The organism is Streptomyces sp. NPDC093094 (assembly GCF_044754345.1).
Lineage (GTDB): Bacteria > Actinomycetota > Actinomycetes > Streptomycetales > Streptomycetaceae > Streptomyces.
On record NZ_JBIVOX010000016.1, the window covers coordinates 91,632 to 118,420 of the forward strand.

Genomic DNA, 26,789 nt, shown 5'->3' on the forward strand with positions numbered 1-26,789 from the left:
GACCGGGGATTCGGAACGGGGCGCGGACCGGATTGGTCGGACGGGAAAAAAATTTTCGGCCGGCCCGGAAACGTGAACACCCGCGTTTTTCCGGTCCTGATCCGTATCCCATCCGGAGGTGCGTTCGGTGCGAATGGCTGGTGTGACGGGACGGGGCCGGTGCGGCCGGCGAGAGGGGGAGCGGGTGGAGGCGGACGAGCTGCTGCTGCAGGTCGCCAGGGGCGATCAGCGGGCGTTCGAGGCGCTGTACGAGCTGGTGTCGGGACCGGTGTTCGGGCTGGTCCGGCGCGTGGTGCGGGATCCGGCCCAGTCCGAGGAGGTGTCCCAGGAGGTGCTGCTCGAACTCTGGCGCTCCGCCGCCCGGTTCGACCCGGCCCGGGGCAGCGCCCTGGCCTGGGTGCTCACCCTCGCCCACCGGCGTGCCGTCGACCGGGTGCGCAGCGCCCGCGCGGCGGGCGAACGGGAGCAGCGCGAGGCCATGCGCTCCGGCTCGCCCGCCTTCGACCAGGTCACCGAGGAGGTGGAGGCCGGGCTGGAGCGCGAGTGGGTGCGCCGCTGTCTGGACCGGCTGACCGCCCTCCAGCGTCAGTCCGTCACCCTCGCCTACTACGACGGCTACACCTACCGTGAGGTCGCCGAGCGGCTGAAGCTGCCGCTGGGCACGGTGAAGACACGGATGCGCGACGGCCTGACCCGGCTGCGCGAGTGCCTGGGAGGCGCCGCATGAGCCTGCTCGACCGTCTGCTGCGCCGCGGGGATGTGCACTCGCTGGCCGCGCCGTACGCCCTGGACGCGCTGGACCCACAGGAACGCCGCCGTTTCGAGCGGCATCTGGAGGGCTGCGACCGCTGCATCGCGGAGGTGCGTGCCCTGTCCGAGGACGCCGTCCGGCTCGCCTGGTCCACGGCGGCGGCGCCGCCCGCCGCCCTGCGCGACCGGGTCCTGACCGCCGTACGCGCCACCGCCCAGGAGGCCGCGGGCCCGGCACCGGAACGCGGCCGGCGGCTGCCCGACCATGTCTGGGGCACGGCGCCGCCGCCGTCGCGCGTCCGTGCGCCCCGTCCGCGCCCCCTGCTGATGCCGTTCGCCACCGTGACGGCCGCCGCCGCGCTCGTCGTCGCCGCGCTGTTCGCCGTCCAGGCGGACCGCACCGAGGGCCAGTTGGCCGCCGAGCGCGACCGGGCACGTGAGATCGCCCACGTTCTCGCCGCGCCCGACGTGCGGACGGCCGCCTCGCGGGACCCCGGCGGCCGCAGTATCGGAGTGATCGCTTCCGCCTCCGAGGGGCGCGCGGTGGTGACCCTGAGCGGATACGGCGATCCGCCGGGCGACCGCGTACACCAACTGTGGCTCATGCGCCCCGATGCGCGGCCCCGCTCCCTGGGCCTGTTCGACCCCGACACGCCCCTGGTCGCGGACGGTCTCGACCCGTCCTCGACCTCACTCGCTGTAACCGTCGAGCCGGGCGGCGGCTCACCTCAGCCCACTGGTCAGCCGGTTGTCCAACTCGCCCTGGAATCGGTTGGATTCGGAGAGTGATCGGCGAGGAGTCGTCAACACCCTTACGGGGAAGGTGAATCCTGTGGCCTCGATACACACGTGCCCAATAAGGACGATAGGGTTACCCTGCCCGTGAGCCGGGTGGACTCGTACGGGTGGGGAGTGACATGGAACAGATAACTGTGCGCAGGGCAAGGGTCCCTGCGATCACCTGCGGGAGCAGCGCGACCAGCTCCCGTCTGGACCGACATCTCTCGGTGCTGGGGGGTCCCGCCGTGCCGCAGCAGAAGGCCGCGGAGGCGACCTCGCTGATGCTGGAACTGACCGCGCGTGACCGTACACGTCACAGCGGCCAGGGCGCCCGGATGCGGCGCGTCTCCCTGTTCGCGCCGCTGCGCCGTCTGCGCCGCTCGCTGTTCGGCGGTCACTGAGCCGTCACCGGCATACCCCGGGGTCACTCCCCGGGGGCCGTGTTCAGGCTGCCACGCCGTCCCGGCGCAGCGCTGCGATCTCGTCGTCCGTCATCCCCGCGGCGCGCAGCACCGCCTCGGTGTGCCGGCCGAGCGCGGGGACGTCCCCCATTCGCGCCTCGCCCCCACCCGGCAGCGTGATCGGCGGCAGCAGCGCGCGCAGCGGGCCCACCGGCGAACCCACCTCACGCCACCGCCGCCGCGCCGCCAGCTGCGGATGCTCCGCCACCTCGGACAGGTCCCTCAGCCGTGCGCAGGCGATGCCCGCGCCCTCCAGCCGGGCCATCGCCTCGTCCGTGCCCAGCACCCCCAGCGCCCGCGCCACCAGCGCGTCCGTGTGCTCCCGGTTCGCCACCCGCGCGGCGTTCGTCGCGAACCGCGGGTCGGTGCCGTACCCGGCGCCGCCGAGCACCTGCCCGGCCAGCCGCCTCCACTCGCGGTCGTTCTGCACCGACAGCAGCACCCGCCCCCCGTCGGCCGTCGCATAGGCGTCGTAGGGGGCGATGACGGCGTGCGCGAGGCCGGTGCGCGCCGGGGGAGTGCCGTCGTGGATCGTGTGATGCAGCGGATGGCCCATCCACTCGGTCAGCGCCTCCAGCATCGACACCTCCACCGGCCCGCCGCGTCCGGTCGTGCCGCGCCGCACCAGTGCCGCGAGTACTCCCGAGAAGGCGTACATGGCCGCCGCGATGTCGGCCGCGGGGATGCCCGCCTTCACCGGCTGCTCCGGTGTCCCGGTCACCGACACCAGCCCCGCCTCGCACTGCACGAGCATGTCGTAGGCCCGCTTGTCCGCGTACGGCCCCGACGGGCCGTAGCCGGAGATGTCCACCGCGATCAGCCGCGGGTGCGCGGCGCACAGCGTGGCCGCGTCCAGGCCGAGCCGGGCGGCCGCGCCCTGGGCGAGGTTCTGCACGAACACGTCCGCGTCCGCGATCAGCCGCTTCACGACCGCCAGCCCCCGCGGGTCCTTCAGGTCCAGCGCGACCGACTCCTTGCCCCGGTTGCACCACACGAAGTGCGAGGCCAGGCCCTGTGCGGCGGTGTCGTAGCCACGGGCGAAGTCGCCGCCGTCGACCCTCTCCACCTTGATCACCCGGGCGCCGAGGTCGGCGAGCTGGCGGGTGGCGAAGGGGGCCGCGACGGCCTGTTCGACGGCGACGACGGTGATGCCGTCCAGGGGCAGGGGGAGTCGGTCCATGGAGTGGATCATCGCCCCTGGGCGGCGTCCGTGTCAGTGGCGGTCAGTGAACCGCGTGTGTGAACCGGCGCACGGCGAGCGGCGCGCACACCACGAGCAGCACCCCGCACCAGGCCAGCGACCCGGCGACCGGGTGGGCCACCGGCCAGGCGGCCCCCTCGGGCACGGGCGCGTTGCCGAACAGGTCGCGCAGGGCGGTGGTCACCGCGCTGATCGGGTTCCACTCGGCGACCGTGCGCAGCCAGCCGGGCATGCCGTCGGCGGGGATGTAGGCGCTGGACAGCAGCGGCAGCACGAAGGTCATGCTGGCCAGCTGCCCGCCCGTCTCCTCGTCGCGGGTCAGCATCCCGAGCAGGATCCCGGCCCAGGTCGCCGCGAACCGGAAGAGCATCAGCAGCCCGATCGCCCCGGCCGCCCCGAGGGCCGAGCCCTCGACCCGCCAGCCCACCGCGAGTCCCACCAGCAGCAGCGGTACCGTGCCGGCCGCGGTGACCACCAGGTCGGCGGCCGCCTGTCCGAGCGGCACCGCGGCCCGGCTCACCGGCATCGTGCGGAAGCGGTCCGTCACGCCGCGGTGGGTGTCCTGGGCGGCCTGGAGCATGCCGGTGGTCAGACCGCCGGCGGCCGTCGCGACCAGCAGGCCCGGCACCAGGAAGGAGCGGTACTCCTGCCCGGGCATGGCGACCGCGCTGCCGAAGACGTACCCGAAGAACAGCAGCATCGTGATCGGGGCGGTCTGGGTGAGCACCACCAGCCCCGGGTTGTTGCGGATCCGCCGCAGCTGCCGGCCCAGCATCGCGGTGCCGTCGTACGCCAACGCGCTCATGCCGCACGCTCCTCGTGGCCGGGACGGGCGCCGGTCAGGCGCAGGAAGACGTCGTCGAGGGTCGGCGGCCGCAGGCTCGCGTCGAGCAACGGCACGCCCGCCGCGTCGAGTTCGCGCACCAGCCGGGGCAGCGTGAGGGTGGTGTCACGGGTGATCGCGCCGACGGCGCGGCGGCCGTGGTCGAGCACCGGCTCGCTGCCGGTGAGCCGGTCCAGCACCGCGGCGGCCCCGGCCATCGCCTCGGGCGCGGTCACCACGGCCTCGGCGTACGTGCCGACGGCGGACTTCAGCTCCGCGGGCGACCCGGTGTGCGCGACCCGGCCCCGTTCCACCAGCACGACGTCGTCGGCGAGCCGGTCGGCCTCCTCCAGGTACTGCGTGGTCAGCAGCACGGTCGTGCCCTCGGCCGCCAGATCGCGCACGGCGTCCCAGATCCGGTTGCGGCTCGCCGGGTCGAGGCCCGTGGTCGGCTCGTCCAGGAACAGCACCTCGGGACGCCTCACGAGGCTCGCCGCGAGGTCGAGCCGGCGGCGCATGCCGCCCGAGTAGGTGCTCGCGGCCCGGCCGGCGGCCTCGGCGAGGCCGAACCGCTCCAGCAGCGCGTCGGCCGCCGCGTTCGGGCCGCGCACCCGGTGCAGCCGGGCGAACAGCCGCAGGTTCTCCCGCCCGGTCAGATCGCCGTCGACCGAGGCGTACTGCCCCGTGACCCCGATGCGCTCGCGGACGGCGGCCGCCTCCCGCACCAGGTCGTGCCCGGCGATCCTGGCCGAGCCGGCGTCCGGCCGGAGCAGTGTGGTCAGCAGCCGTACGGCCGTCGTCTTGCCCGCGCCGTTGGGGCCGAGCATCCCGCAGACCGTGCCCGCCGCCACCGCCAGGTCCAGCCCCCGCAGGGCGTGGACAGCGCCGAAGCGCTTCTCCAGACCTTCACTAAGTACACCGTACGTAGAAGTCATGGCCTGACCATAGCGCACTACGTACGGCGTACGTAACTACGATGGTGGGCGAGGTGATGACCGATGGCGGGCCGAGCGGCCGAACCCCATGTGATCTGGACGCGGCCCGAACGCACGGGCCGGGGGCCCAGGCCCGCGTACTCCCGCGCGGACATCACCGCAGCGGCGGTGCGTCTCGCCGACGCCGAGGGCCTGGACGCGGTGTCCATGCGGCGCGTCGCCGCCGAGCTGGGCTGCGGCACGATGTCGCTGTACAACTACGTGCCGCGCAAGGAAGACCTGTTCGAGCTGATGATGGACGCGGCGGCGGGCGAGCACGAGCTCGCCGAGCCGACGGGCGACTGGCGGGCGGACACGCTGCGCATGGCCCGGCAGGGACGGGCCCTGGTGCACCGGCACCCCTGGATGATCCGGCTGATCTCCGGCGTCCACGGCTTCTCGCCCAACGCGCTGCGGTACCTGGAGTGGTCCCTGGCCTGTCTCGACCCGCTGGACGCGTCCCACGCCACGAAGGTCGAGCTGATCGCCATGGTCAACGGGGTGGTGGCCACGTCCGTCGCCAACGAACTGGCCGTCGCCGAGCGGGCGCGGACGCTGCCGTGGTCGGTCGAGCAGGAGGCCGGGGTGCGCTCCGCGTACGTGGGCGGGCAGCTCGCGAGCGGGGAGTTCCCCCGGCTGGCCGCGGCGTTCGCGGAGGGCGGGGTGGGGCCGGTGGACCTGGAGGAGGTCTTCGAGCGGGTCGTGGGGAGGGTGCTGGACGCGTACGCGCCGCGTTCCTGACCGTCTCGTGCGCCGGTCCCGGTGTGCCGCGGCCGTGCGCGCCGTCGCCCGCGCGCCTTCGGGACGTCGCCCGCGCGCCTTCGGGACGTCGTCCCGCGGACGGGTGCCGGACGGCCGCGCTCCGCGGGGGGCGCAGGTGCGTTCTGCGGCTCCCCGCCGTACGGGGTCGCCCGTGTCCGTGCGGCGGGGCCGTATACCGGTACGGTCCCGCGCCGGCTGCGGCCCCGCACGCCTTCTGGGGTGCCTCAGATCAGGGTGAACTGGCCGCCGGGGCCTTCTTCCTCGTGGTCCAGCACCGAGGCCGGCAGACGGGCCGCGTCCGGGGGCGGCAGGACGGACGCCCGCCTCAGATCCCTCGCCGTGACCGGGGACTTCGGCTCCTCCCGTACGGGCTCCAGTTCCGCCAGGAGCGCCAGTACGGTGATCAGCTCCAGCATCTCCGACGTCCAGGTCTGCGGCCAGGTCCGCGGGCGGACGGCCTCCAGGGTGCCCGGCGGGGCCTCGGCGGTCCGCGCGGCGAACCAGGACTCCAGGACCCGCACCCCGTCCGACGCGAAGTCCCATGCCGCGGGCGGTACGGGGGAGACCCGGCCCTCGTCGAGATGCAGGGTCTCCTCGTCGCGGTCGTAGCGCAGTGAGAGCGGCCGGGGCGGCAGGGGCGCGCGGACGTAGGGGCGGCGGCCGCCGGGGAGCCGGGGGCGCTCGCCGTCGCGGCGCATCAGCCAGAGCATGCGCCGGCCCGTCCGCACGCCCGAGGCCCAGGCCGCGGCGTCGCCGGTGAGCGGCACCGTCAGATCGGGGCGGGCCGCGGCCACGATCCAGGCGAGCACGTCCTGCGGGGCGACGGCCGCACCGAGCAGGCCCGTCAGATGGTCCGTGAGGCCCGGGGCGAGGTTGGGCTCCCCGGCGCCGGGCCGGCGGTACAGGGGACGGACCCGTCCGCGCCGGGTGAACGGCGGCAGGGAGGTGGCCAGCAGGGGAAGGCCCGAGGCGCCGGGCGTCTCGACGACGAAGATCTGGTGCTCGTCGGCCACCCGCCACAGCTCGGGGCGGGCCGCGTCGATCAGCCGGTGGTCGGGGATCAGCCACTGCTCGTCGAACGGGGCGTGCAGGACCCTCACGGGTTCCGGGCAGGGGCCGGTGGCCCGCGCCAGCCTCTCCGTGCCCCCGGACCGGCCGGGCAGCTGGGCGACGGCCGTGTCCAGGGTGCGTGAGCGGGTCGGTGCGAACAGCGCCGCGCGTCCGGCGCCCTCGGCCCGCAGCAGCGCGGCCCACCGGGCCTTCAGCGACGCCGGATCCGGCGCCATGGGCCAGGCCCGGCCCAGCCTCGGTGGTGCGACGGACCACGGCATGAGGTCCGCGAGCGGCGGAGCGTCGTCGTTCGTCACGCCCGGCATGGTACGACGGGCCGCCGCGGCGCGGGTCAGGTGGCGTCCAGCGTCACCGTGAAGGAGAAGCGGTCGCCCCGGTAGTGGATGACGACCACGTCCAGCACGCGCCCCGCGGTGTCGTAGGTGACACCCGTGTAGTGCAGGATCGGGCTCAGCAGCGGCACTTCGAGCAGCCGGGCCGTCTCGGGGTCGGCGAGACGGGCCTCTACCGTGTCGGTGATCCTGCTGATGTCCGCCCCGACCACGTCCCGCAGCACCTTGGTCATCGGCCAGCGCACCAGATCGGCGGGATCGATGCGCTCGGCCAGCTCGGGACGGACGTAGTTGCGGGCGTGGTTGGTCGGTTCGCCCGTCTTCTCGTCGCTGCGCAGCCGGTGGTACGCCGTCACCTCCGCCAGGTCCGGGAAGTGCTCGGCGAGTTCGGCCGGCGGCGCGGTCCGGCCGTGCTCCAGCAGTTCGGTGGTCATCCCGGACTGCTGGGCCACGATCGCGTCGACCGAGCCCAGCAGCCGTACCGGGGCGCCCCGCTTGACCCCCGGCTCGATGAACGTGCCCCGCCGCCGGTGCCGGCTGATCAGGCCCTCGTCCTCCAGCTCCTTCAGCGCCTGCCGCATGGTCAGCACACTCACGCCGTAGTGCCCGGCCAGCTGCTCCTCGGTGGGCAGCCGCAGCGGGTCCTGCGGCGAGCGGCCCAGTATCGAGGCGCGCAGCGACTGCGACACCTGGTACCAGAGCGGCAGCTTGCGGTTGAGGACGACGGAGTCGGGGGCGAAGGAGGTCACGGGGTCATCCGTACCCTTTCGGGAATCTTCCGTGCAACCGGTGGGCCGTCCCCGGCGCACGGCGGACCGGAGGCGGACCCGCCCGTCACACCGGGCGGAAGTGCCGCTCCATGCCCTGCCACACGTCGTCGTAGTGCGGCTGGAGGTGCTCCGCGCGGGCCGCGTGCGGGGTCAGGGTGAGCGGCCAGCGCGTCTCGAACATGAACGCCAGACCGTCGTCGATCTTCTGCGGCCTCAGCTCGGCCGCGCTCGCCCGGTCGAACGTCTCGCGGTCCGGTCCGTGCGCCGACATCATGGTGTGCAGCGAGCCGCCGCCGGGCACGAACCCGCCCTTCCCGGCCGTCTTCGCGTCGTACGCGCCCTCGATCAGGCCCATGTACTCGCTCATCACGTTGCGGTGGAAGTACGGCGGCCGGAAGGTGTCCTCGCCGACCAGCCAGCGTGGCGCGAAGACGACGAAGTCGACGCCCGCGAGCCCCGGGGTGTCGGACGGCGAGGTCAGCACCGTGAAGATCGAGGGGTCCGGGTGGTCGTAGGAGATCGTGCCGATCACATTGAAGCGGCGCAGGTCGTAGACGTACGGCACATAGTTGCCGTGCCAGGCGACGACGTCGAGCGGGGAGTGGTCGTACGTCGCCCGCCAGAGGTTGCCGCAGTACTTGTTCACCACCTCCACCGGGCCCTCGACGTCCTCGTACGCGGCCACGGGCGCACGGAAGTCGCGGGCGTTCGCCAGGCCGTTGGCGCCGATCGGGCCGAGGTCGGGCAGGCGGAACATGGCGCCGTAGTTCTCGCAGACGTAGCCGCGGGCGGTCTCGTCGAGCAGCTCCACCCGGAAGCGGACACCGCGCGGGATCAGGGCGACATGGCCCGGCTCGGCGTGCAGCAGACCGAACTCGGTGCGCAGCAGCAGGCCGCCGCGCTCCGGGACGATCAGCAGCTCGCCGTCCGCGTCGCTGAAGACCCGGTCCATGTCGGCGTTGGCGTGGTAGAGGTGCACGGCCATGCCGGCGCGCTGGGCGGCGTCGCCGTTGCCGCCGAGCGTCCACAGGCCCGCCAGGAAGTCGGTGCGCTCGTCGGGCTCCGGCAGCGGGTCCCAGCGCAGCCGGTTGGGATCCGGGACGGTCTGGGTGAACGGACCGGTGCGCAGACTGCCGTTGCCCGTGCGGGTGAACGCCGGGTGCGCGGCCGAGGGGTGGATCCGGTACAGCCACGAGCGGCGGTTGTGGGCCCTCGGCTCGGTGAACGCCGTACCGCTGAGCTGTTCCGCGTACAGGCCGAGCGGGGCCCGCTGCGGTGAGTTGCGGCCCTCGGGCAGTGCGCCCGGCACGGCCTCCGAGCTGTGCTCGTTGCCGAAACCGGAGAGATAGGACAGCCCCTCGGCCGTCTTCCGCGCGTCCGCGCTCATGCTCGCTGCTCCCTGCCGTCCGATGCCGCATCCGACTGATTCCTATGGTTCACCGTAGGATTGGCTCGCCCCGGGCGCAAGAGGGCCGCGCGATCCCGCGGGGCCGCCCGGTGGCCCCGTGGTCCTCCCGAGGTCCCCTCCTCCTCCTTCGTGGGGACGACGGGAACCAGACTCCAGGGGGATTCGGGGCGCCGGACCCGCGTTCTACGCTCGCGGACATGCCATGGACACGGAGATCCCTCACCACGCTCGCCCTCTGTGTCCTGCTGCTGACCGGATCCGCAGGCTGCCGCGGCGGCGACGCCGGGAGTCCCGGGAGTGCCAGGAGTGCCGGAGGCGTCGGAAGTGCCGGCGACGCGAGGAACGGCGCGTCGCCCTCGCCGGTCGGCAAGGTGCTGGACGACCGGGACGAACAGGGGCGGGCCTATCGCGAGGTGGACGAGGAGGACGCCCCCGAGGTCGGCATCGAGGTCGAACCGGACACCTCGGGCGGCTGGGACGTCCGCCTGGCGCTGCGCAACTTCCGCTTCTCGCCGCCCGGAGCGCCCGACCGGGCGGCGCCCGGACGCGGCTTCGCCTGTCTCTACCTGGACGGCCGGCTCGTCACCGAGCTGCGCGAACCCGGCCACCGGCTGGCCGCCCGGTTCGTCCCCCGGGGCACCCACCAGCTCACCGCCCGGCTCTACGCCGACGACGCCACCGTCTGGGCGGTCGACGGCGAACCCGTCGAGCGCACCGCCGACATCACCGCCTCGGGAGCCGAGTCGCCGTCGGGGGCCGGGGTGCCGTCGGGGGCCGGGGTGCCGTCGGACGGTGCGGCCCCGTCGGCCGGCGCCGCCCCGGCCGACGGCGCGACGCCGGCCACCGGGCGGCCGAGTCGAACGGCCGTTCCGCCGCGTACTGAGGGGCGTGGTTCACCCGACCCCGGCGGAAAGGCATCATGAAGCCCGTGTCCCAAGCGACCTCGCTCCGCCGCGCCCCGGTCCAGCGGCGCAGCGCCGAACGGCTGACCCGGATCCTCGACGCGTGCGCCGATCTCCTCGACGAGGTCGGCTACGACGCCCTGAGCACCCGCGCGGTGGCGCTGCGCGCCGGTGTGCCCATCGGCTCGGTCTACCGCTTCTTCGGCAACAAACGGGCCATGGCCGACGCCCTCGCCCAACGCAACCTCGACCGTTTCGCCGAGCGCGTCCGCGAGCGCCTGTACGGCAGCCGGGGCGGCGACTGGCGGACGGCCGTGGACGCCCTGCTCGACGAGTACCTGACCATGAAGCGCACCGCGCCCGGCTTCTCCCTCGTCGACTTCGGCAACCAGATCCCGGTCGGCTCCCGTGACGCCGAACCCAACCACCGCGTCGCCGACCGCCTCACCGAGATGCTCGCCGGCCACCTCTCCCGCGAGCCGGACGAGGACATGCGGCGCAGCTTCCTGATCGCCGTGGAGACCGCCGACACCCTCGTCCACCTGGCCTTCCGGGTCGACCCCGAGGGCGACGAGAAGATCATCGCGGAGATGCGGCAACTGCTGCGTGCCTATCTCTCCCGTGTACTGGACTGACCTGCGCGCGGAGCCGGTTCGGGCGTCGGGCTGTCCTGATGCCGGGCCGCCCTGTGCGCCGGACCGTCCCTGATGCCGGGCCGCCTTGTGCGCCGGACCGTCCCGGGTGCCGGGCCGTCCCGGGTGTCGGGCTGACCTGCGTGTCGGGCCGTCCCGGGTGTCGGGACCGTCCCGGGTGTCGGGCCGATTCGGGCGTGGGCTGTCCTGCGGGTGTCGGGCTGACCTGTGTGCCGGGTCGTCCCGGGTGTCGGGACCGTCCCGGGTGTCGGGCCGATTCGGGCGTGGGCTGTCCTGCGGGTGTCGGGCTGACCTGCGTGTCGGGCCGTCCCGGGTGTCGGGTCGTCCCGGGCATGGAGCTGTCCTGGGTATCGGGCTGACTTGTGTGCCGGATCGTCCCGGGTGTCGGCCGTCCCGGGTGTCGGATCGGCCCGTGTGCCTGACCGGCCGGCCGGGATCCGGTGTCCCGGCCGTGGCCGGAGGGTTCGTCCTCGTCCGCCTCGGCGGCAGCCGGGGGCTCCCCTCCATGCCTACCGGTCGGTATGCTCGGCGGCAGTCCGTGCGCCACCGCTGCCGCCGGCGCGGCATGTGCGTGCCCACCGCCCGGCCGCGGCCCCGTGCGCGCAGCCGCGACCCCTTCCGGGAGGACCCGTGTCCCGCACCGCCCTGCGAATCTGCCCTCTGTGCGAGGCCACCTGCGGGCTGACCCTCACGATCGACGGAACCCGGGTCACCGGGGCCCGCGGTGACCGCGAGGACGTCTTCAGCCACGGCTTCGTCTGCCCCAAGGGCGCCTCCTTCGGCGCCGTCGACGGCGACCCCGACCGACTGCGCACCCCCTTGGTGCGCCGCGACGGCGAACTGCGCGAGGCCACCTGGGAGGAGGCGTTCGACGCGGTCGCCGCCGGACTGCGCCCGGTCGTCGAACGCCACGGCCCGCACGCGGTCGGCGTCGTGCTCGGCAACCCCAACGTGCACACCATGGCCGGCGCCCTCTACCCGCCCGTCCTGCTGGCAGCCCTCAGCACCCGCAGCCTGTTCACCGCCTCCACGGTCGACCAGATGCCCAAGCACGTCTCCAGCGGACTGCTCTTCGGCGACGCCAACGCCATCCCCGTCCCCGACCTGGACCACACCGACCACCTCCTCCTGATCGGCGCCAACCCTCTGGAGTCCAACGGCAGTCTGTGCACCGCCCCCGACTTCCCCGGCAAGCTCAAGGCCCTCAGGGCGCGCGGCGGCACCCTCACCGTCGTCGACCCCCGCCGCACCCGCACCGCCCGGCTCGCGGACCGGCATCTCGCGATCCGGCCCGGCACGGACGCCCTGCTGCTCGCCGCGATGGCCCAGGTGCTGTTCGAGGAGGACCTCGCGGACCCCGGCGAGCTGACGCCCCTGCTCCAGGGACTCGGCGAACTCAGGCACGCCGTCGAGGACTTCACCCCCGAGGCCGTCTCGGAGGCGTGCGACGTCGAGGCCGCGGTCATCCGCGAACTCGCCCGCGAGCTCGCCGCCGCGCCCACCGCCGCCGTCTACGCCCGCATCGGCAGTTGCACCGTCGCCCACGGCACCCTGGCCAGCTGGCTCGTGGACGTCCTCAACATCCTCACCGGCAATCTGGACCGCCCCGGCGGAGCCCTCTTCCCGCAGGCCGCCACCGACCGCACCCCCCGCCCCGCCGGCCCCGGCCGCGGGTTCGCGCTCGGCCGCTGGCACTCCCGGGTGAGCGGACACCCCGAGGCCAAGGGCGAACTGCCGTTGTCCGCCCTCGCCGAGGAGATCGACACCGCGACCGGGGACGGCGTACCGGTCCGCGCGCTGATCGCCGTCGCCGCGAACCCGGTGCTCTCCGCACCCGACGGCGACCGCCTCGACAAGGCCCTGGACTCACTGGACTTCATGGTCAGTGTCGACCCCTACCTCAACGAGACCTCCCGGCACGCCCATGTCGTCCTGCCGCCGCCCCCGCCCTCCCAGAGCCCGCACCACGACTTCGCCTTCAACACCCTCGCCGTGCGCAACCAGGTCCGCTACACCCGCCCCGCCGTCCCGCTGGAGGACGGCCGCATGGCCGAGACCGAGATCCTCGCCCGGCTGGTCCTCGCCGCGACCGGCATGCACGGCGCCGACCCCTCGGCGGTGGACACGCTCGTCGTCGACCAGACCCTCGGCAGGGCGGTGAAGGAACCCCACTCCCCGGTGCACGGCCGCGACCCCCGTGAGCTGGCCGCGCGGCTCGGCGGCGACACGGGCCCCGAACGCCGGCTCGACATGATGCTGCGCCTCGGCCCCTACGGCGACGGCTTCGGCGCGGAGCCGGACGGGCTGACCCTGGAGCGGCTGCTGGCCCGTCCGCACGGCATCGACCTCGGCCCGCTGCGCCCGCGCCTGCCGCAGCCGCTGAAGACCGCGAGCGGCAAGGTCGAGCTGCTGCCCGCCCCGATCGCCGCCGACCTCCCGCGGCTGCGGCAGGCCATGGCCGAACGGCCCGCCGGGCTGCTCCTGGTCGGCCGCCGTCATCTGCGCTCGAACAACAGCTGGATGCACAACGTGCCCGCCCTCACCGGCGGCACCAACCGCTGCACCCTCCAGCTGCACCCCGAGGACGCCGAACGGCTCGGCGTCCTCGACGGGGCGGACGTACGCGTGAAGGGCGCCGGCGGAGAGGTGACCGTGGCGGCCGAGGTCACGGACGCGGTGCGGCGGGGCGTCGTCAGCCTCCCGCACGGCTGGGGCCACGACCGTCCCGGGACCCGGCTGCACCACGCCGCGAAGGACCCCGGCGTCAACGTCAACCAGCTCCTCGACGGCACCCTGCTGGACCCCCTGTCGGGCAACGCCGTCCTCAACGGGGTGCCGGTGGAGGTGGCCGCCCTGGTGTCCCTGTGAGCTGCGCAGAGCTGTGACCAGCAGTTTTGCTCTTATTGCTCGCAGGCCGACGTCTTGCTGACGCCGATGTACGGCACCTAACGTCGCTCGCACCGCCGGCCCTGGTGGGAGTTCAAGGGCGAACGTTAGGTGTCCACTCATGCTGACCATCCTCGGCTTCGCCATGATCGCGACCTTCCTGGTCCTGATCATGATGAAGAAGATGTCGCCCATCGCGGCGCTCGTGCTGATCCCCGCGCTGTTCTGCGTGTTCGTCGGCAAGGGCGCCGAGCTGGGCGACTACGTCATCGACGGCGTCTCCAGCCTCGCGCCGACCGCCGCGATGCTCATGTTCGCGATCGTCTACTTCGGCGTGATGATCGACGTCGGCCTGTTCGATCCGATCGTGCGGGCGATCCTGAAGTTCGCCAAGGCCGACCCGATGCGGATCGTCGTCGGCACGGCCCTGCTCGCCGCGATCGTCTCGCTGGACGGTGACGGCTCCACCACCTTCATGATCACCGTCTCGGCGATGTACCCGCTGTACAAGCGCCTGAAGATGAGCCTGGTCGTCATGACCGGTGTCGCCGCCATGGCCAACGGCGTCATGAACACCCTGCCCTGGGGCGGCCCCACCGCCCGCGCGGCCACCGCGCTGAAGGTCGACGCCAGCGACATCTTCGTCCCGATGATCCCGGCCCTCGCCGTCGGCCTGCTGTTCGTGATCGCCCTCTCGTACGTCCTCGGCCGGCGCGAGCGCAGGCGGCTCGGGACGCTGACGCTGGACGAGGTGCTGGAGGAGGAGACCGTGCTGGTGGGCGCGGGTTCCGGGTCCGGCGGGACCGAGGCGCGTTCCGGTGCGGGTGCGGGTGCGGGTGCGGGTGCGGGTGCGGGAGTCGGGACCGAGGACGGGACCGAGGACGGCTTCCAGGGCCTGGACCCCGACCGCCCCACCCTGCGCCCCCGGCTCCTGTGGTTCAACGCCCTGCTCACGGTCACCCTGCTCACCGCCATGATCATGGAGTGGCTGCCGATCCCGGTGCTGTTCCTGCTCGGCGCCGCCCTCGCGCTCACCGTCAACTTCCCCCGCATCCCCGACCAGAGGGCCCGGCTGGCCGCCCACGCCGACAACGTCCTCAACGTCTCCGGCATGGTCTTCGCCGCCGCCGTCTTCACCGGGGTGCTCCAGGGCACCGGCATGGTCGACCACATGGCCGAGTGGCTGGTCGGCATCATCCCGGACGGCATGGGCCCGCACATGGCCCTCGTCACCGGCCTGCTGAGCCTGCCGCTGACCTACTTCATGTCCAACGACGGTTTCTACTTCGGTGTCCTGCCGGTCCTCGCCGAGGCGGGAGCGGCGCACGGTGTGACCCCGCTGGAGATGGCCCGCGCCTCCATCGTCGGCCAGCCGCTGCACATGTCCAGCCCGCTGGTGCCGGCCGTGTACGTCCTGGTCGGCATGGCGAAGGTCGAGTTCGGCGACCACACCCGGTTCGTCGTGAAGTGGGCGGCCGCCACCTGTCTGGTGATCCTCGCCGCCGCCCTGCTGTTCGGCATCGTCTGACCCTCCCAGGAAGGGAACCGACCATGAGGCCCGGTGGGAACCGCGGCTGGCTGCTCCGCCTCGTCATCGCCTTCGGCTTCGCGCAGGGGGCGGTGTCGATGGCCCGGCCCGCCGTGTCCTACCGGGCCCTCGGGCTGGGCGCGGACGAGACGGCGATCGGTGTGATCGCGGGCGTCTACGCCCTGCTGCCGCTGTTCGCGGCCGTCCCGCTGGGCCGCCGCACCGACCACGGCCGCTGCGCGCCCCTGCTGCCGGCCGGCGTGGTGCTCATCTCCGGCGGCTGCGTGCTCGGCGCTCTGGCGGACTCGCCGGGGACGATGGCCGTCTGGAGCGGAGTGACGGGGCTCGGCCATCTCTCCTTCGTCATCGGCGCCCAGTCCCTGGTCGCCCGGCAGTCCGCGCCGCACGAACAGGACCGCAACTTCGGCCACTTCACCATCGGCGCCTCCCTCGGCCAGCTCGTCGGCCCCGTCGCGGCCGGCGCGCTGATCGGCGGCCGCGACATGGCGGGCACCAGCGCGCTGGCGCTGCTCGTCGCGGGGGCGGGCGCCGCGGCCGCGTTCGCCTCGCTGTGGCGCATCGAGCACCGTACGACGGCGTCCGCGCCCCGGTCCGCCCCGGGCGGACGGGTCCCGGTCCAGCGCATCCTGCGCACCAGGGGCGTACCGGCCGGCATCCTGATCAGCCTCTCCGTGCTGTCCGCGACCGACGTCCTCACCGCCTATCTGCCGGTGGTCGGTGAGCACCGGGGCATCGCCCCGCCGGTGATCGGGCTGCTGCTCGGTCTGCGTGCCGCCGCCACGATCGCCTGCCGACTGGTGCTCACGCCCCTGCTGCGGCTGCTGGGCCGCACCGCGCTGCTCACGGCGACCTGCCTGTCGGCCGCGGTGCTGTGCGCCGGGGTCGCGCTGCCGGTGCCGGTGTGGGCGCTGGCCGTGATGCTGGCGGTGCTGGGCTTCTGCCTCGGGGTCGGCCAGCCGCTGTCCATGACGACGGTCGTCCGGGCCGCCCCCGACGGGGCCCGCTCCACCGCCCTGGCCCTCCGCCTGACCGGCAACCGTCTCGGCCAGGTCGCCGCCCCCGCCGCGGCCGGTCTGGTCGCCGGAGCCGCGGGCGTGGCGGCGCCGTTCGTGATGCTCGGGGCGCTGCTGCTGCTCTCCTCGGGCGTCGCCCTGCGCTCTCCGGCGAGACCGGCGGCGGCCGGTGAGCCGGCCGGACCGCGCCGGGTGCGGCAGCACTGAATCCGGCAGCACTGAATCCGGCCGGAGGGAAGGCCCCGGCCGGAGGGAGGGGCGTCCGCCGTCTCACCAGGTGGACCGTACGAGCGGATTCGGCCATTCACCTTCCCCGGCCGCACACCTTCCGTTAGCTTCCGTGACCCACAGGCGTCTTGCGCACCGCAAGGCGCGTCCGACCGTGGAGCATCAGCGCCCGTATGAGCCCCCGGGGGCATCCCTCATGACACGCGCCATCTCTCTGCACGACGTGAGCAAGAGCTACACCAAGGGCACCCGCGTGGTGGACCGGCTGACACTGGACATCGGGTCCGGCGAGTTCCTCGTCCTGCTCGGCCCCTCGGGCTGCGGGAAATCGACGGTGCTGCGCATGATCGCGGGCCTGGAGGAGATCGACGAGGGGCAGTTGCTGCTGGACGGCGAGCACGCCAACGAACTGCCCCCGGCCGGCCGGGACATGGCGATGGTCTTCCAGAACTTCGCCCTCTACCCGAACATGACCACCCGCGACAACATCGGCTTCCCGCTGCGCATCGAGTCGCCCGGTACGGACCCGCGCCCGCGCGTGGACGCCACCGCGCGCATGCTGGGCATCGAGGACCTCCTCGACCGCTTCCCCCGGCAGCTGTCCGGCGGTGAACGGCAGCGTGTGGCCATGGGCCGCGCGGTGGCCCGGCATCCCTCGGCCTTCCTGATGGACGAGCCGCTGTCCAACCTGGACGCCAAGCTCCGCAACCATCTGCGCGCCGAGATCACCCGGCTCACCCGGGACCTGGGTGTCACCACGGTCTACGTCACCCACGACCAGGCCGAGGCCATGTCGCTCGGCGACCGGGTCGCGGTGATGCGCGGCGGTGTCCTCCAGCAGGTCGGCACACCCCGCGAGGTCTACGCCCTGCCCCGCAACGTCTTCGTCGCCGCCTTCATCGGCACGCCGCGCATCAATCTGCTGCGCGGCTTCGTCCGGGCCCCGATCGGCGGCGCGATGACCGTCAGTCTCGGCAGGCAGTACCTGCGGCTGACCGAACCGCTGTCCCGGGACCATCAGTTGCTCCGGGTCCAGCAGGGCCGCGAGGTCATCGTCGGTCTGCGCTCGGAGGCCGTGCGGTTCGGCGCGGCCTCGTCGGCCCGTCCCGGCGAGGTGCCGCTGGTGGGACTGGTGGAGCATGTGGAGTTCCAGGGGCACGAGGTGCTCGTTCACGTCAACACCGGCTCCCGCCCGGCCGTCGTCCCCGAGCTGGAGGCCGCGCGCCCGGCCGGCCGGGTCCGGCGCCGCCGGGAGGGCGGCACCATGCTGGACCGGCTGCGGGAACGCGCGGGCGCGGTGCGGGCCGGCCCGGTCGTGGTGCTGGACCACCCCGAGGAGGAGGAACCCGGACGCCCGCAGCCCGCCCCGCCGGAGGGCCGTGTCCCCGGCGACCTCATCGTCCGCACGACACCCGACATCGACCTCAGGCACGGCATGCAGGTACCGCTCCTGGTCGACCTCGCGCATCTGTTCGTCTTCGACCAGCACGGCGACCGGATCTGCCCGGCCCCGGCCCGTCTCCCCGGCCTGGAGGAGTGACCGGCCGGGTCTTCGAGGTCACACCGCAGGGCCGGTCCATGTCACATCGGACCGGCCCCTTCCTCGTGGCCCCTGACGTAGCCTCGGCCGGGATGCCTCTGGCGCGGAAAAACTATCGCCGCTAGTTTGGCTGCGGTTGTCGCCGCGATCTCGGGAGGTAGGCCATGAAGGCCCAGGACGGCATGTACATCGACGGCGCGTGGCGCCCCGCCGCGGGCCAGGGCGCGATCGACGTGGTGAACCCGGCCGACGAGCGGGTCGTCGCCCGGGTCCCCGCGGGCGGTGCCGAGGACGTGGACGCCGCGGTACGGGCCGCCCGCGCCGCGCTGCCCGGCTGGGCGGCGACGCCCCCGGCCGCCCGTGCCGCGCGGCTCGCCGCCCTGCGGGACGCGCTGGCGGCCCGTAAGGACGAGATCGCCGGGACGGTCACCGCCGAACTCGGCTCACCCCTGGCCTTCTCGCTGAACGTGCACGTCGGCGCCCCGCTCGCGGTCGCCGCCTCGTACGCCGAACTGGCGGCGACCCACGCCTTCGAGGAGAAGGTCGGCAACTCCGTCGTCCTCCACGAGCCGGTCGGCGTGGTCGCCGCGATCACCCCCTGGAACTACCCCCTCCACCAGATCGTCGCCAAGGTCGCCCCCGCCCTCGCGGCCGGCTGCACGGTCGTCCTCAAGCCCGCCGAGGACACCCCGCTGACGGCCCAGCTGTTCGCCGAGGCCGTGCACGAGGCGGGCGTCCCCGCGGGTGTGTTCAACCTCGTCACCGGCCTCGGCCCGGTCGCCGGACAGGCGCTCGCCGAGCACCCGGACGTCGATCTGGTCTCCTTCACCGGCTCCACGGCCGTCGGCAGGCGGATCGGCGCCCTCGCGAGCGGCGCCGTCAAGCGTGTCGCCCTGGAGCTCGGCGGCAAGTCCGCCAACGTGATCCTGCCGAGTGCCGATCTCGCCAGGGCGGTGAACGTGGGCGTGGCCAATGTGATGGCCAACTCCGGCCAGACGTGCAGCGCGTGGACCCGCATGCTCGTCGACACCGCCCGTTACGACGAGGCGGTCGGGCTCGCCGCGGCCGCCGCCGCCAAGTACGCCGACCGCATGGGCCCGCTGGTCAACGCCAGGCAGCACGAGCGGGTGCGCGGTTACATCGACAAGGGTGTCGCCGAGGGCGCGCGTCTGGTCGCGGGCGGCTCCGAACCCCCGCGCGAGACGGGCTACTTCGTCAGCCCGACCGTCCTCGCCGATGTGACGCCGGACATGACCGTCGCCCAGGAGGAGATCTTCGGGCCGGTCCTGTCGATCCTGCGCTACGAGGACGAGGAGGACGCCCTGCGCATCGCCAACGGCACGGTGTACGGACTCGCCGGTGCCGTCTGGGCCGGCGAGGAGGCCGAGGCGGTCGCCTTCGCCCGCCGCATGGACACCGGCCAGGTCGACATCAACGGCGGACGCTTCAACCCCCTCGCCCCCTTCGGCGGCTACAAGCAGTCCGGCGTCGGCCGTGAGCTCGGCTCGCACGGCCTGGCCGAGTACCTCCAGACCAAGTCCCTCCAGTTCTAGGAAAGTTGCCCGCCATGGCTGTCCGTGCCGCTGTCCTTCCCGCCATCGGTGCCCCGCTGGAGATCACCGGGATCGACCTGCCCGATCCGGGCCCCGGCGAGGTCCGTGTCCGCCTCGCCGCCGCCGGTGTCTGCCACTCCGACCTGTCGCTGTCCGACGGCACCATGCGCGTCCCGGTGCCCGCCGTCCTCGGTCACGAGGGCGCCGGCACGGTCGTCGCCGTCGGCGAGGGCGTCACCCATGTCGCCCCCGGCGACGGCGTCGTCCTCAACTGGGCGCCCTCCTGCGGCGCGTGCCACGCCTGCTCGCTGGGCGAGGTGTGGCTGTGCGCCAACGCCCTCAACGGCATCGCCCGCGTCCACGCCCGCACCGCCGACGGCACCGACCTGTACCCCGGCCTGAACGTCGCCGCGTTCGCCGAGGAGACCGTCGTCCCCGCCGCCTGCGCCCTGCCCGCACCGGCCGGGATCCCGCTCGCCGACGCGGCCCTGCTCGGCTGCGCCGTGCTGACCGGCTACGGCGCCGTCCACCACTCCGCGCGGGTGCGCGAGGGCGAGACGGTCGCGGTGTTCGGCGTCGGGGGAGTGGGCCTGGCCGCCCTCCAGTCAGCCCGGATCGCGGGCGCCTCCAAGATCGTCGCCGTCGACGTCTCCCCGGAGAAGGAGGAACTGGCCCGCGCCGCGGGCGCCACCGACTACGTCGTCGCCTCCGAGGAGACCCCGCGCGCGATCCGCGCCCTCACCGCGAAGCAGGGCGTCGACGTCGCCGTGGAGTGCGTCGGGCGCGCGGTCACCATCCGCGCCGCCTGGGAGTCCACCCGCCGCGGCGGCCGCACCACCGTCGTCGGCATCGGCGGCAAGGACCAGCAGGTCACCTTCAACGCCCTGGAGATCTTCCACTGGGGCCGCACCCTCTCCGGCTGCGTCTACGGCAACAGCGACCCGGCCCGTGACCTCCCGGCCCTGGCCGAGCACGTCCGGGAGGGCCGTCTGGACCTCTCCTCGCTGGTGACCGAGCGGATCGCCCTCGACGGCATCCCCGCGGCCTTCGAGAACATGCTGGCGGGCAAGGGCGGCCGGGCCCTGGTCGTGTTCTGACCCACCGGCCGAAGGGCCGACGGGGCCATGGATCCGACCGGTCCATGGCCCCGCAAACCCGCCGATGCCTTGCAGGTGGTGTCCCCGGGGGCGCGGGGAACTGCGCGACAGGCCACGGCGTACGGCCGGCGGGAGATCTCGCCGCGACGCCCGGGCCCGCCGGCGCCTTGCAGGTGGTGTCCCCGGGGGCGCGGGGAACTGCGCGACAGGCCACGGCGTACGGCCGACGGGAGATCTCGCCGCGACGCCTGGGCCCGCCGGCGCCTTGCAGGTGGTGTCCCCGGGGGCGCGGGGAACTGCGCGACAGGCCACGGCGTACGGCCGGCCGGAGAACTCACCGCAGCGCCCCGCCCTCGATGCCCAGCAGCTCACCGAAGGCCCGTTCGCCGGCCGTGGTCACCTTCACCGCCCGCCCGGACCCGATCCGCACGCACCACCCCGCCTCCAGCGCGTGCCGGCACAGGGCCGCCCCGGCGGCCCCGGCGAGATGCGGCCGCCGCTCCGTCCAGTCCAGGCAGGCCCGTACCAGCGGCCGCCGCCCGCCCCGCTCCAGCGGGATGCCGGCCGAGTCGAACCACTCCAGACCGGCGTCGGTGAGCGCGAACCCGGTGTCCCGGCCCAGCAGCCCCCGGGAGGCGAACGCGTCGGTGACCGTGGTCCCGAGGCGCCCGGCGAGATGGTCGTAGCAGGTGCGTCCGCGGGCCGTCGCCGCTGCGGCGCTCGACTCGCGCAGGGTGCGCGGCTTCGGCGTCCGGCCCGGTTCGACCCGCGCGGCCAGGTCCTCCACGAGCTGTGCGACATCCGGCCCGGCCAGGCGTACGTACCGGTGCCGCCCCTGCCGCTCCTGCGCGAGCAGCCCGCCCGTGACCAGCCTGCTCAGATGCTCGCTCAGCGTCGACGGGGCGACCTGCGCGTGCCGGGCCAGCTCGCCGGCGGTCCGGGCCCGCCCGTCGAGCAGCGCCAGCAGACACGTGGCGCGGGTCTCGTCGGCGATCAGCGCGGCGAGCGACGCGAGCCCGGCCGCCTGTGGATCCCTCGTGGTCATGGCCCCAGCATGCGCCGCCGACGCTTCGGTCCCCACCGAATTGTGCGGGCGCAGGCGCGGGACCGGATCCCGGGCCGCCCGCGCCCGGGTCCTACACGGCCCGGGCCAGTTGGTCGTACTGCTGCTGGAGCCCGTCCAGCAGCGCCGCCAGTCCGGTCTCGAAGGCCCGCTCGTCGATCTTCTCCTGGAGCTCCGCCAGCAGATGGGCCTGGCCGAGGTGGGGGTAGTCGGCCGGGTCGTAGGCGCTCCGGTCGTCCACGAAGCCGCCGGCGAAGGAGCCGAGCGCGGAGCCCATGATGAAGTACCGCATCAGCGCGCCGATGGAGGTGGCCTGCGGCGGCGGCCAGCCCGCCTCGACCATCGCGCCGTAGACCGCGTCGGCGAGCCGCAGGGCCGCGGGGCGGCGGCCGGGGCCCTGGGCGAGGACCGGGACGATGTTCGGATGGTCGCGCAGGGCGGTGCGGTAGGAGACGGCCCAGTCGTGCAGCGCGGTGCGCCAGTTCCGGCCGTCCTCGAACATCGACAGGTCGACCTGGGCGCTGACCGCGTCGGCGACCGCCTCCAGGATCTCGTCCTTGGTGCGGAAGTGGTTGTAGAGCGAGGGGCCGCTCACTCCCAGCTCGGAGGCCAGGCGGCGGGTGGACACCGCGGCCAGCCCTTCCGCGTCCACGAGTTCCCGTGCCGTGGCGATGATCCGGTCGGTACTGAGAAGGGGCTTGCGCGGTCGGGCCATGGCGCACATAGTAGGGCTGCAACCAGAAACTAGCAGTGCTAATTTAAAGGTTCGGTTTTCAAGATCCGTTCTCCGAGGGGTGAGGCGCCGTGAATCTGGAGCTCAGCGAGGAGCAGACCGCCGTCCGGCGGCTGGCCCGGGACTTCGTGGAGCGGGAGATCGCCCCGCACGCCGTTGCCTGGGACCGTGCCGAGGAGGTCGACCGCGGCATCGTCAAGAAGCTCGGCGAGGTCGGCTTCCTGGGCCTGACGGTCGACGAGGAGTACGGCGGCTCGGGCGGAGACCATCTCGCGTACTGCCTCGTCACCGAGGAGCTGGGCCGCGGCGACTCCTCGGTCCGCGGCATCGTCTCGGTCTCCCTCGGCCTGGTCGCCAAGACGATCGCCGCGTGGGGGAGCGAGGAGCACAAGCGGCGGTGGCTGCCCGGACTGACCTCCGGCGAGTACGTGGGCTGCTTCGGCCTCACCGAACCGGGCACCGGCTCGGACGCCGGCAATCTCACCACGCGCGCCGTCCGCGACGGCGACGACTACGTGATCAACGGCAGCAAGATGTTCATCACCAACGGCACCTGGGCCGATGTCGTCCTGCTCTTCGCCCGCTCCACCGACGCCCCCGGCCACAAGGGCGTCACCGCCTTCCTCGTCCCCGCCGGCACCCCCGGCCTGACCCGCAGGGAGATCCACGGCAAACTCGGCCTGCGCGGCCAGGCGACCGCGGAACTGGTGCTGGAGGACGTCCGTGTGCCCGCCTCCGCGATGCTCGGTGAGGAGGGCAAGGGCTTCTCCGTCGCGATGTCGGCCCTGGCCAAGGGCCGGATGTCGGTGGCGGCGGGCTGTGTCGGCATAGCCCAGGCCGCTCTCGACGCGGCCCTGCGGTACGCGGACGAGCGCGAGCAGTTCGGCAGGTCCATCGCCCATCACCAGCTGGTGCAGGAGCTGATCAGCGACATCGCGCTCGACGTCGACGCCGCCCGGCTGCTCACCTGGCGCGTCGCCGACCTCGTCGACCGCGGGCAGCCCTTCGCGCTGGAGTCCTCCAAGGCCAAGCTGTTCGCCTCCGAGGCCGCGGTACGCGCCGCCAACAACGCCCTCCAGGTCTTCGGCGGCTACGGCTACATCGACGAGTACCCGGCCGGCAAACTCCTGCGCGACGCCCGGGTGATGACCCTCTACGAGGGCACCAGCCAGATCCAGAAGCTGCTCATCGGGCGTGCGCTGACGGGAGTCTCGGCGTTCTGAGTACCGGCTGAGTATCCGAGCGGATGTGGCGCGGGCCACGTCCGCCGATGCTTGTCCCCATGAGTGACGCATCGGACAAGTCCCAGAACACCGCGGCCTTCTACGGACAGGCCGTCGCCTCCTTCGCCGTCGCCATGGCGGCCACCGCCATCGGGATCTTCAAACTGGAGGCGGACGCCTGGGTGCGGGCGTTCCTGGGCATCGCCGTGCTGTACCTCGTCACCTCCGCCTTCACCCTGGCCAAGGTCATCCGCGACCGCCAGGACGCCGAGCGCCGGTCGTACCACCCGCTGGAGAGGCACTGACGCCGGCGGGAGAGGCACTGACGCCCGGAGGGGGCGGCGCCGGGAGGAAGGCGACGCCGCGAGCGGCGCGGACGCCGTTCGGCGCAGTGCGGGGCGGCTGCTCTAAGCGCCCGCTCACCCTCAAGGGTATGGTGGTGCCCCTGTCGGCGAGAGGGGCGAACCAGCGATGAGTACGGCGGAGGAGACGACCGGCGGCGAGCCGCAGGCGTGGGACCAGGTCACGCCCGACGCGGCCCGGCGACTGCTCGTGGCCGCGGTGGAGGCCTTCGCCGAGCGCGGCTACCACGCCACGACCACCCGTGACATCGCCGGCCGCGCCGGGATGAGCCCGGCCGCGCTCTACATCCACTACAAGACCAAGGAAGAGCTGCTCCACCGCATCAGCCGCATCGGCCACGAGAAGGCGCTGGACATCCTGCGCACGGCGGCCCGGCGCGAGGGCACCCCCACCGAGCGGCTCGCCGACGCCGTCAGCTCCTTCGTGCGCTGGCACGCGGGCGGACGCACCACCGCCCGGGTCGTCCAGTACGAGCTGGACTCCCTCGGCCCGGACGCCCGCGCCGAGATCCTCGATCTGCGCCGCCAGGTCGACGCCGAGGTGCGCGCCGTCATCGAGGAGGGCGTCGCCTCCGGCGAGTTCGACGTGCCCGACGTCAAGGGCACGACCCTGGCCGTGCTCTCCCTGTGCATCGACGTGGCCCGCTGGTTCAGCCTGGACGGCCCGCGCACGCCCGACGAGGTCGGCGCGCTGTACGCCGACCTCGTGCTGAGGATGGTCGGGGCGGGCAGGTGAACCCGCCCGCCCCGCCCGGAGCCGGTCCCGCTCAGACGTAGTAGCGGGACACGGACTCCGCCACGCACACCGGCTTGTCGCCGCCCTCCCGCTCCACGGTGAAGGCCACGGAGACCTGGACGCCGCCCGGCACGTCCTCCACGCCGGTGATCGTCGCGGTGGAGCGCAGCCGGGAGCCGACCGGCACGGGCGAGGGGAAACGGACCTTGTTCGTGCCGTAGTTGACACCCATCTTCACGCCCTGCACGCCGATCAGCTGCGGCCCGAACAGCGGCAGCAGCGACAGGGTCAGATACCCGTGCGCGATGGTCGTGCCGAAGGGGCCCGACGCGGCCCTCTCCGGGTCGACGTGGATCCACTGATGGTCACCCGTGGCCTCGGCGAACAGGTCGATCCGCTTCTGGTCGACCTCCACCCAGTCGGTGTACCCGAGCTGCTCGCCCACCGCCGCCTTGAGCTCGTCCACCGACGTGAAGATCCTCGGCTCTGCCATGTCGTTCCTGGCCTTCCCTGTGCATCACACGGTCACCATGTCTAAGCAACTGCTTAGCATGCTCGTGCCGGGGGCCTCTGTCAACGGACGGTCCGGCGCGCGGGCTCTGTAGGGTTCGAGGGGTGCCCCAGATTCCCGAGAAGATCCACGAGCTCACGGTCGGCCAGCTCGCCGCACGCAGCGGTGCCGCCGTCTCCGCCCTGCACTTCTACGAGGCCAAGGGCCTGATCACCAGTCGGCGCACATCGGGCAACCAGCGCCGCTACACCCGTGACGCCCTGCGCCGCGTCGCCTTCGTCCGGGCCGCCCAGCGTGTGGGCATCCCGCTGGCCACGATCAGGGACGCCCTCGCCGAACTCCCCGAGGAGCGCACACCCACCCGCGAGGACTGGGCCCGTCTGTCCGAGGCGTGGCGCTCCGAGCTGGACGAGCGCATCAAGCAGCTCAACCGGCTGCGCGACCATCTCACCGACTGCATCGGCTGCGGCTGTCTGTCGCTCGACACCTGCGCCCTGTCCAACCCGGACGACGCCTTCGGCGACCGCCTCACCGGCTCCCGCCTGATGGCCGAACGCCCCCGCTCCGGCCGTACCGCCACCACCCCGGCCCCCCGGGAGGACCAGTGCTGCTAGGGGCTGCCGTCGCACCAACGGGGCGGGTCCGTCTCCGGTAGCGCCGCGCTCCTCGGCCGGCGCTTCCAGGGGTGCCGGCCGGTGACCTGCCGAGGGCGGCACGGCTCTCGACACGCCCCCGCATCCGGCCCGCGGCCCCGCATCCGGCCCGCGTCCCCGCATCCGGCCCGCGTCCCCGCATCCGGCCTGCGGTCCCGCATCCCGGCCCGTGGCCCCGTGTCCCGGCCTGCGGTCCCGCATTCCGGCCCGCGTTTTCGTGTCCCGGCCCGTGGCCCCGCATCCGGCCCGCGCCCCCGCATCCGGCCTGCGGTCCCGCATCCCGGCCCGTGGCCCCGTGTCCCGGCCTGCGGTCCCGCATTCCGGCCCGCGTTTTCGTGTCCCGGCCCGTGGCCCCGCATCCGGCCCGTGGCCCCGCATCCCGGCCCGTGGCCCCGCATCCCGGCCCGTGGCCCCGTGTCCCGGCCCGTGGCCCCGCATCCCGGCCCGTGGCCCCGTGTCCCGGCCCGTGGCCCCGCATCCCGGCTCGCGGTCCCGCATCCCGGCCCGTGGCCCCGTGTCCCGGCCCGTGGCCCCGTGTCCCGGCTCGCGGTCCCGCATCCCGGCCCGTGGCCCCGCGTCCCGGTCCGCGCCCCCGCATCCCGACCCGCGGTCCGGCGGTCCGGCTCTCCGTTCCCGGACCTCGGCCCGGTCGGCTGAAAACGCTCCGGTGTCCGGGTCCCGCCTTCCTGGACCCGGCGTCGCACCGCCTGGCCGAAAACCGTGTCCGCGCCCCCGCGGGCGGCAGCCGCCGGCCG

Annotated in this window: 25 protein-coding genes; 16 read left to right on the top strand and 9 right to left on the bottom strand. The window is 73.7% G+C overall.

The genetic code is table 11. The features are described 5' to 3' along the window. The first annotated feature begins 133 nt into the window (after nt 1-133). The 3 genes from ACIQGV_RS29665 (at nt 134) to ACIQGV_RS29675 (ending at nt 1,931) form a co-directional block, all read left to right on the top strand. Complete coding sequence (locus tag ACIQGV_RS29665; RefSeq protein ID WP_402499654.1) at nt 134-727, top strand: sigma-70 family RNA polymerase sigma factor; 594 nt, start codon at nt 134-136, stop codon at nt 725-727. After that, the gene (locus ACIQGV_RS29670; protein ID WP_402499656.1) at nt 724-1,539 is read left to right on the top strand and encodes an anti-sigma factor domain-containing protein; all 816 of its coding nucleotides are present in this window, start codon (nt 724-726) and stop codon (nt 1,537-1,539) included. Before ACIQGV_RS29665 ends, ACIQGV_RS29670 begins: the two co-directional genes overlap by 4 nt. Before the next feature lie 128 nt (nt 1,540-1,667). Next, nucleotides 1,668-1,931: a hypothetical protein gene (locus ACIQGV_RS29675; RefSeq protein ID WP_402499658.1), complete on the top strand. Its 264-nt coding sequence runs from the start codon at nt 1,668-1,670 to the stop codon at nt 1,929-1,931. A 43-nt stretch (nt 1,932-1,974) separates the two neighbouring features. Here the strand turns inward: ACIQGV_RS29675 and ACIQGV_RS29680 are convergent, their stop codons facing one another. From ACIQGV_RS29680 to ACIQGV_RS29690, 3 genes are read right to left on the bottom strand one after another with little or no spacing between them, the layout of a single operon-like run. Next, the gene (locus ACIQGV_RS29680; protein ID WP_402499661.1) at nt 1,975-3,171 is read right to left on the bottom strand and encodes a CaiB/BaiF CoA transferase family protein; all 1,197 of its coding nucleotides are present in this window, start codon (nt 3,169-3,171) and stop codon (nt 1,975-1,977) included. A 43-nt stretch (nt 3,172-3,214) separates the two neighbouring features. Next, nucleotides 3,215-3,997: an ABC transporter permease gene (locus ACIQGV_RS29685; protein WP_402499664.1), complete on the bottom strand. Its 783-nt coding sequence runs from the start codon at nt 3,995-3,997 to the stop codon at nt 3,215-3,217. Continuing rightward, nucleotides 3,994-4,950, bottom strand: coding sequence for an ATP-binding cassette domain-containing protein (locus ACIQGV_RS29690; RefSeq protein ID WP_402499666.1), 957 nt, complete (start codon nt 4,948-4,950; stop codon nt 3,994-3,996). The genes ACIQGV_RS29685 and ACIQGV_RS29690 overlap by 4 nt, the downstream gene beginning before the upstream one ends. A 63-nt stretch (nt 4,951-5,013) precedes the next feature. Between ACIQGV_RS29690 and ACIQGV_RS29695 the strand changes: the two genes are divergently transcribed. After that, on the top strand, nt 5,014-5,730 hold the full coding sequence (locus tag ACIQGV_RS29695) for a TetR/AcrR family transcriptional regulator (protein WP_402499669.1): 717 nt from the start codon (nt 5,014-5,016) through the stop codon (nt 5,728-5,730). 245 nt (nt 5,731-5,975) lie between these two features. Here the strand turns inward: ACIQGV_RS29695 and ACIQGV_RS29700 are convergent, their stop codons facing one another. From ACIQGV_RS29700 to hmgA, 3 genes are all read right to left on the bottom strand, one after another. After that, nucleotides 5,976-7,127, bottom strand: a complete 1,152-nt coding sequence (locus tag ACIQGV_RS29700; protein WP_402499671.1) for a type ISP restriction/modification enzyme — start codon at nt 7,125-7,127, stop codon at nt 5,976-5,978. Between the two features lie 26 nt (nt 7,128-7,153). Next, nucleotides 7,154-7,903: a GntR family transcriptional regulator gene (locus ACIQGV_RS29705; protein ID WP_402499673.1), complete on the bottom strand. Its 750-nt coding sequence runs from the start codon at nt 7,901-7,903 to the stop codon at nt 7,154-7,156. An 85-nt stretch (nt 7,904-7,988) separates the two neighbouring features. Next, entirely contained in the window at nt 7,989-9,311 is a 1,323-nt protein-coding gene (hmgA, locus tag ACIQGV_RS29710; RefSeq protein ID WP_402499676.1) for a homogentisate 1,2-dioxygenase, read from the bottom strand. A gap of 218 nt (nt 9,312-9,529) precedes the next feature. Here hmgA and ACIQGV_RS29715 point away from each other — a divergent pair, with 218 nt between their 5' ends. The 8 genes from ACIQGV_RS29715 (at nt 9,530) to ACIQGV_RS29750 (ending at nt 20,753) form a co-directional block, all read left to right on the top strand. Continuing rightward, nucleotides 9,530-10,255 carry a nuclear transport factor 2 family protein gene (locus ACIQGV_RS29715; protein ID WP_402499678.1) on the top strand — a complete coding sequence of 242 codons (726 nt, stop codon included), beginning with the start codon at nt 9,530-9,532 and terminating at the stop codon, nt 10,253-10,255. Then, entirely contained in the window at nt 10,252-10,869 is a 618-nt protein-coding gene (locus tag ACIQGV_RS29720; protein ID WP_402499681.1) for a TetR family transcriptional regulator, read from the top strand. The genes ACIQGV_RS29715 and ACIQGV_RS29720 overlap by 4 nt, the downstream gene beginning before the upstream one ends. 648 nt (nt 10,870-11,517) lie before the next feature. Beyond that, nucleotides 11,518-13,755, top strand: a complete 2,238-nt coding sequence (locus ACIQGV_RS29725) for a molybdopterin oxidoreductase family protein (RefSeq protein ID WP_402499683.1) — start codon at nt 11,518-11,520, stop codon at nt 13,753-13,755. Nucleotides 13,756-13,894: 139 nt separating this feature from the next. Beyond that, nucleotides 13,895-15,301, top strand: a complete 1,407-nt coding sequence (locus ACIQGV_RS29730) for a CitMHS family transporter (RefSeq protein ID WP_402499687.1) — start codon at nt 13,895-13,897, stop codon at nt 15,299-15,301. A 23-nt stretch (nt 15,302-15,324) separates the two neighbouring features. Continuing rightward, complete coding sequence (locus tag ACIQGV_RS29735; protein WP_402499689.1) at nt 15,325-16,542, top strand: MFS transporter; 1,218 nt, start codon at nt 15,325-15,327, stop codon at nt 16,540-16,542. Nucleotides 16,543-16,759: 217 nt separating this feature from the next. Next, nucleotides 16,760-18,103, top strand: coding sequence for an ABC transporter ATP-binding protein (locus ACIQGV_RS29740; RefSeq protein WP_402499691.1), 1,344 nt, complete (start codon nt 16,760-16,762; stop codon nt 18,101-18,103). 164 nt (nt 18,104-18,267) lie between these two features. Continuing rightward, on the top strand, nt 18,268-19,656 hold the full coding sequence (locus ACIQGV_RS29745) for an aldehyde dehydrogenase family protein (protein WP_402499694.1): 1,389 nt from the start codon (nt 18,268-18,270) through the stop codon (nt 19,654-19,656). A gap of 14 nt (nt 19,657-19,670) precedes the next feature. Continuing rightward, a complete protein-coding gene (locus ACIQGV_RS29750; protein ID WP_402499697.1) occupies nt 19,671-20,753 on the top strand; it encodes a Zn-dependent alcohol dehydrogenase in 1,083 nt (360 codons plus the stop codon). A gap of 334 nt (nt 20,754-21,087) precedes the next feature. Here ACIQGV_RS29750 and ACIQGV_RS29755 read toward each other — a convergent pair whose 3' ends face one another. Together ACIQGV_RS29755 and ACIQGV_RS29760 are read right to left on the bottom strand one after the other, a co-directional pair. Beyond that, entirely contained in the window at nt 21,088-21,798 is a 711-nt protein-coding gene (locus ACIQGV_RS29755) for an ArsR/SmtB family transcription factor (RefSeq protein ID WP_402499699.1), read from the bottom strand. Nucleotides 21,799-21,889: 91 nt separating this feature from the next. Continuing rightward, on the bottom strand, nt 21,890-22,531 hold the full coding sequence (locus ACIQGV_RS29760; RefSeq protein WP_402499701.1) for a TetR/AcrR family transcriptional regulator: 642 nt from the start codon (nt 22,529-22,531) through the stop codon (nt 21,890-21,892). Nucleotides 22,532-22,620: 89 nt separating this feature from the next. Here ACIQGV_RS29760 and ACIQGV_RS29765 point away from each other — a divergent pair, with 89 nt between their 5' ends. The 3 genes from ACIQGV_RS29765 (at nt 22,621) to ACIQGV_RS29775 (ending at nt 24,870) form a co-directional block, all read left to right on the top strand. Continuing rightward, nucleotides 22,621-23,772, top strand: coding sequence for an acyl-CoA dehydrogenase family protein (locus ACIQGV_RS29765; protein ID WP_402499704.1), 1,152 nt, complete (start codon nt 22,621-22,623; stop codon nt 23,770-23,772). A 59-nt stretch (nt 23,773-23,831) separates the two neighbouring features. After that, nucleotides 23,832-24,077, top strand: a complete 246-nt coding sequence (locus ACIQGV_RS29770; protein WP_402499707.1) for a YiaA/YiaB family inner membrane protein — start codon at nt 23,832-23,834, stop codon at nt 24,075-24,077. Between the two features lie 166 nt (nt 24,078-24,243). Beyond that, complete coding sequence (locus ACIQGV_RS29775; RefSeq protein ID WP_402499710.1) at nt 24,244-24,870, top strand: TetR/AcrR family transcriptional regulator; 627 nt, start codon at nt 24,244-24,246, stop codon at nt 24,868-24,870. 31 nt (nt 24,871-24,901) lie between these two features. Here the strand turns inward: ACIQGV_RS29775 and ACIQGV_RS29780 are convergent, their stop codons facing one another. Further along, nucleotides 24,902-25,363, bottom strand: coding sequence for a MaoC family dehydratase (locus ACIQGV_RS29780; RefSeq protein WP_402499713.1), 462 nt, complete (start codon nt 25,361-25,363; stop codon nt 24,902-24,904). Nucleotides 25,364-25,485: 122 nt separating this feature from the next. Here ACIQGV_RS29780 and soxR point away from each other — a divergent pair, with 122 nt between their 5' ends. Next, complete coding sequence (gene soxR, locus ACIQGV_RS29785; RefSeq protein ID WP_402499716.1) at nt 25,486-25,995, top strand: redox-sensitive transcriptional activator SoxR; 510 nt, start codon at nt 25,486-25,488, stop codon at nt 25,993-25,995. Nucleotides 25,996-26,789 lie beyond the last annotated feature (794 nt).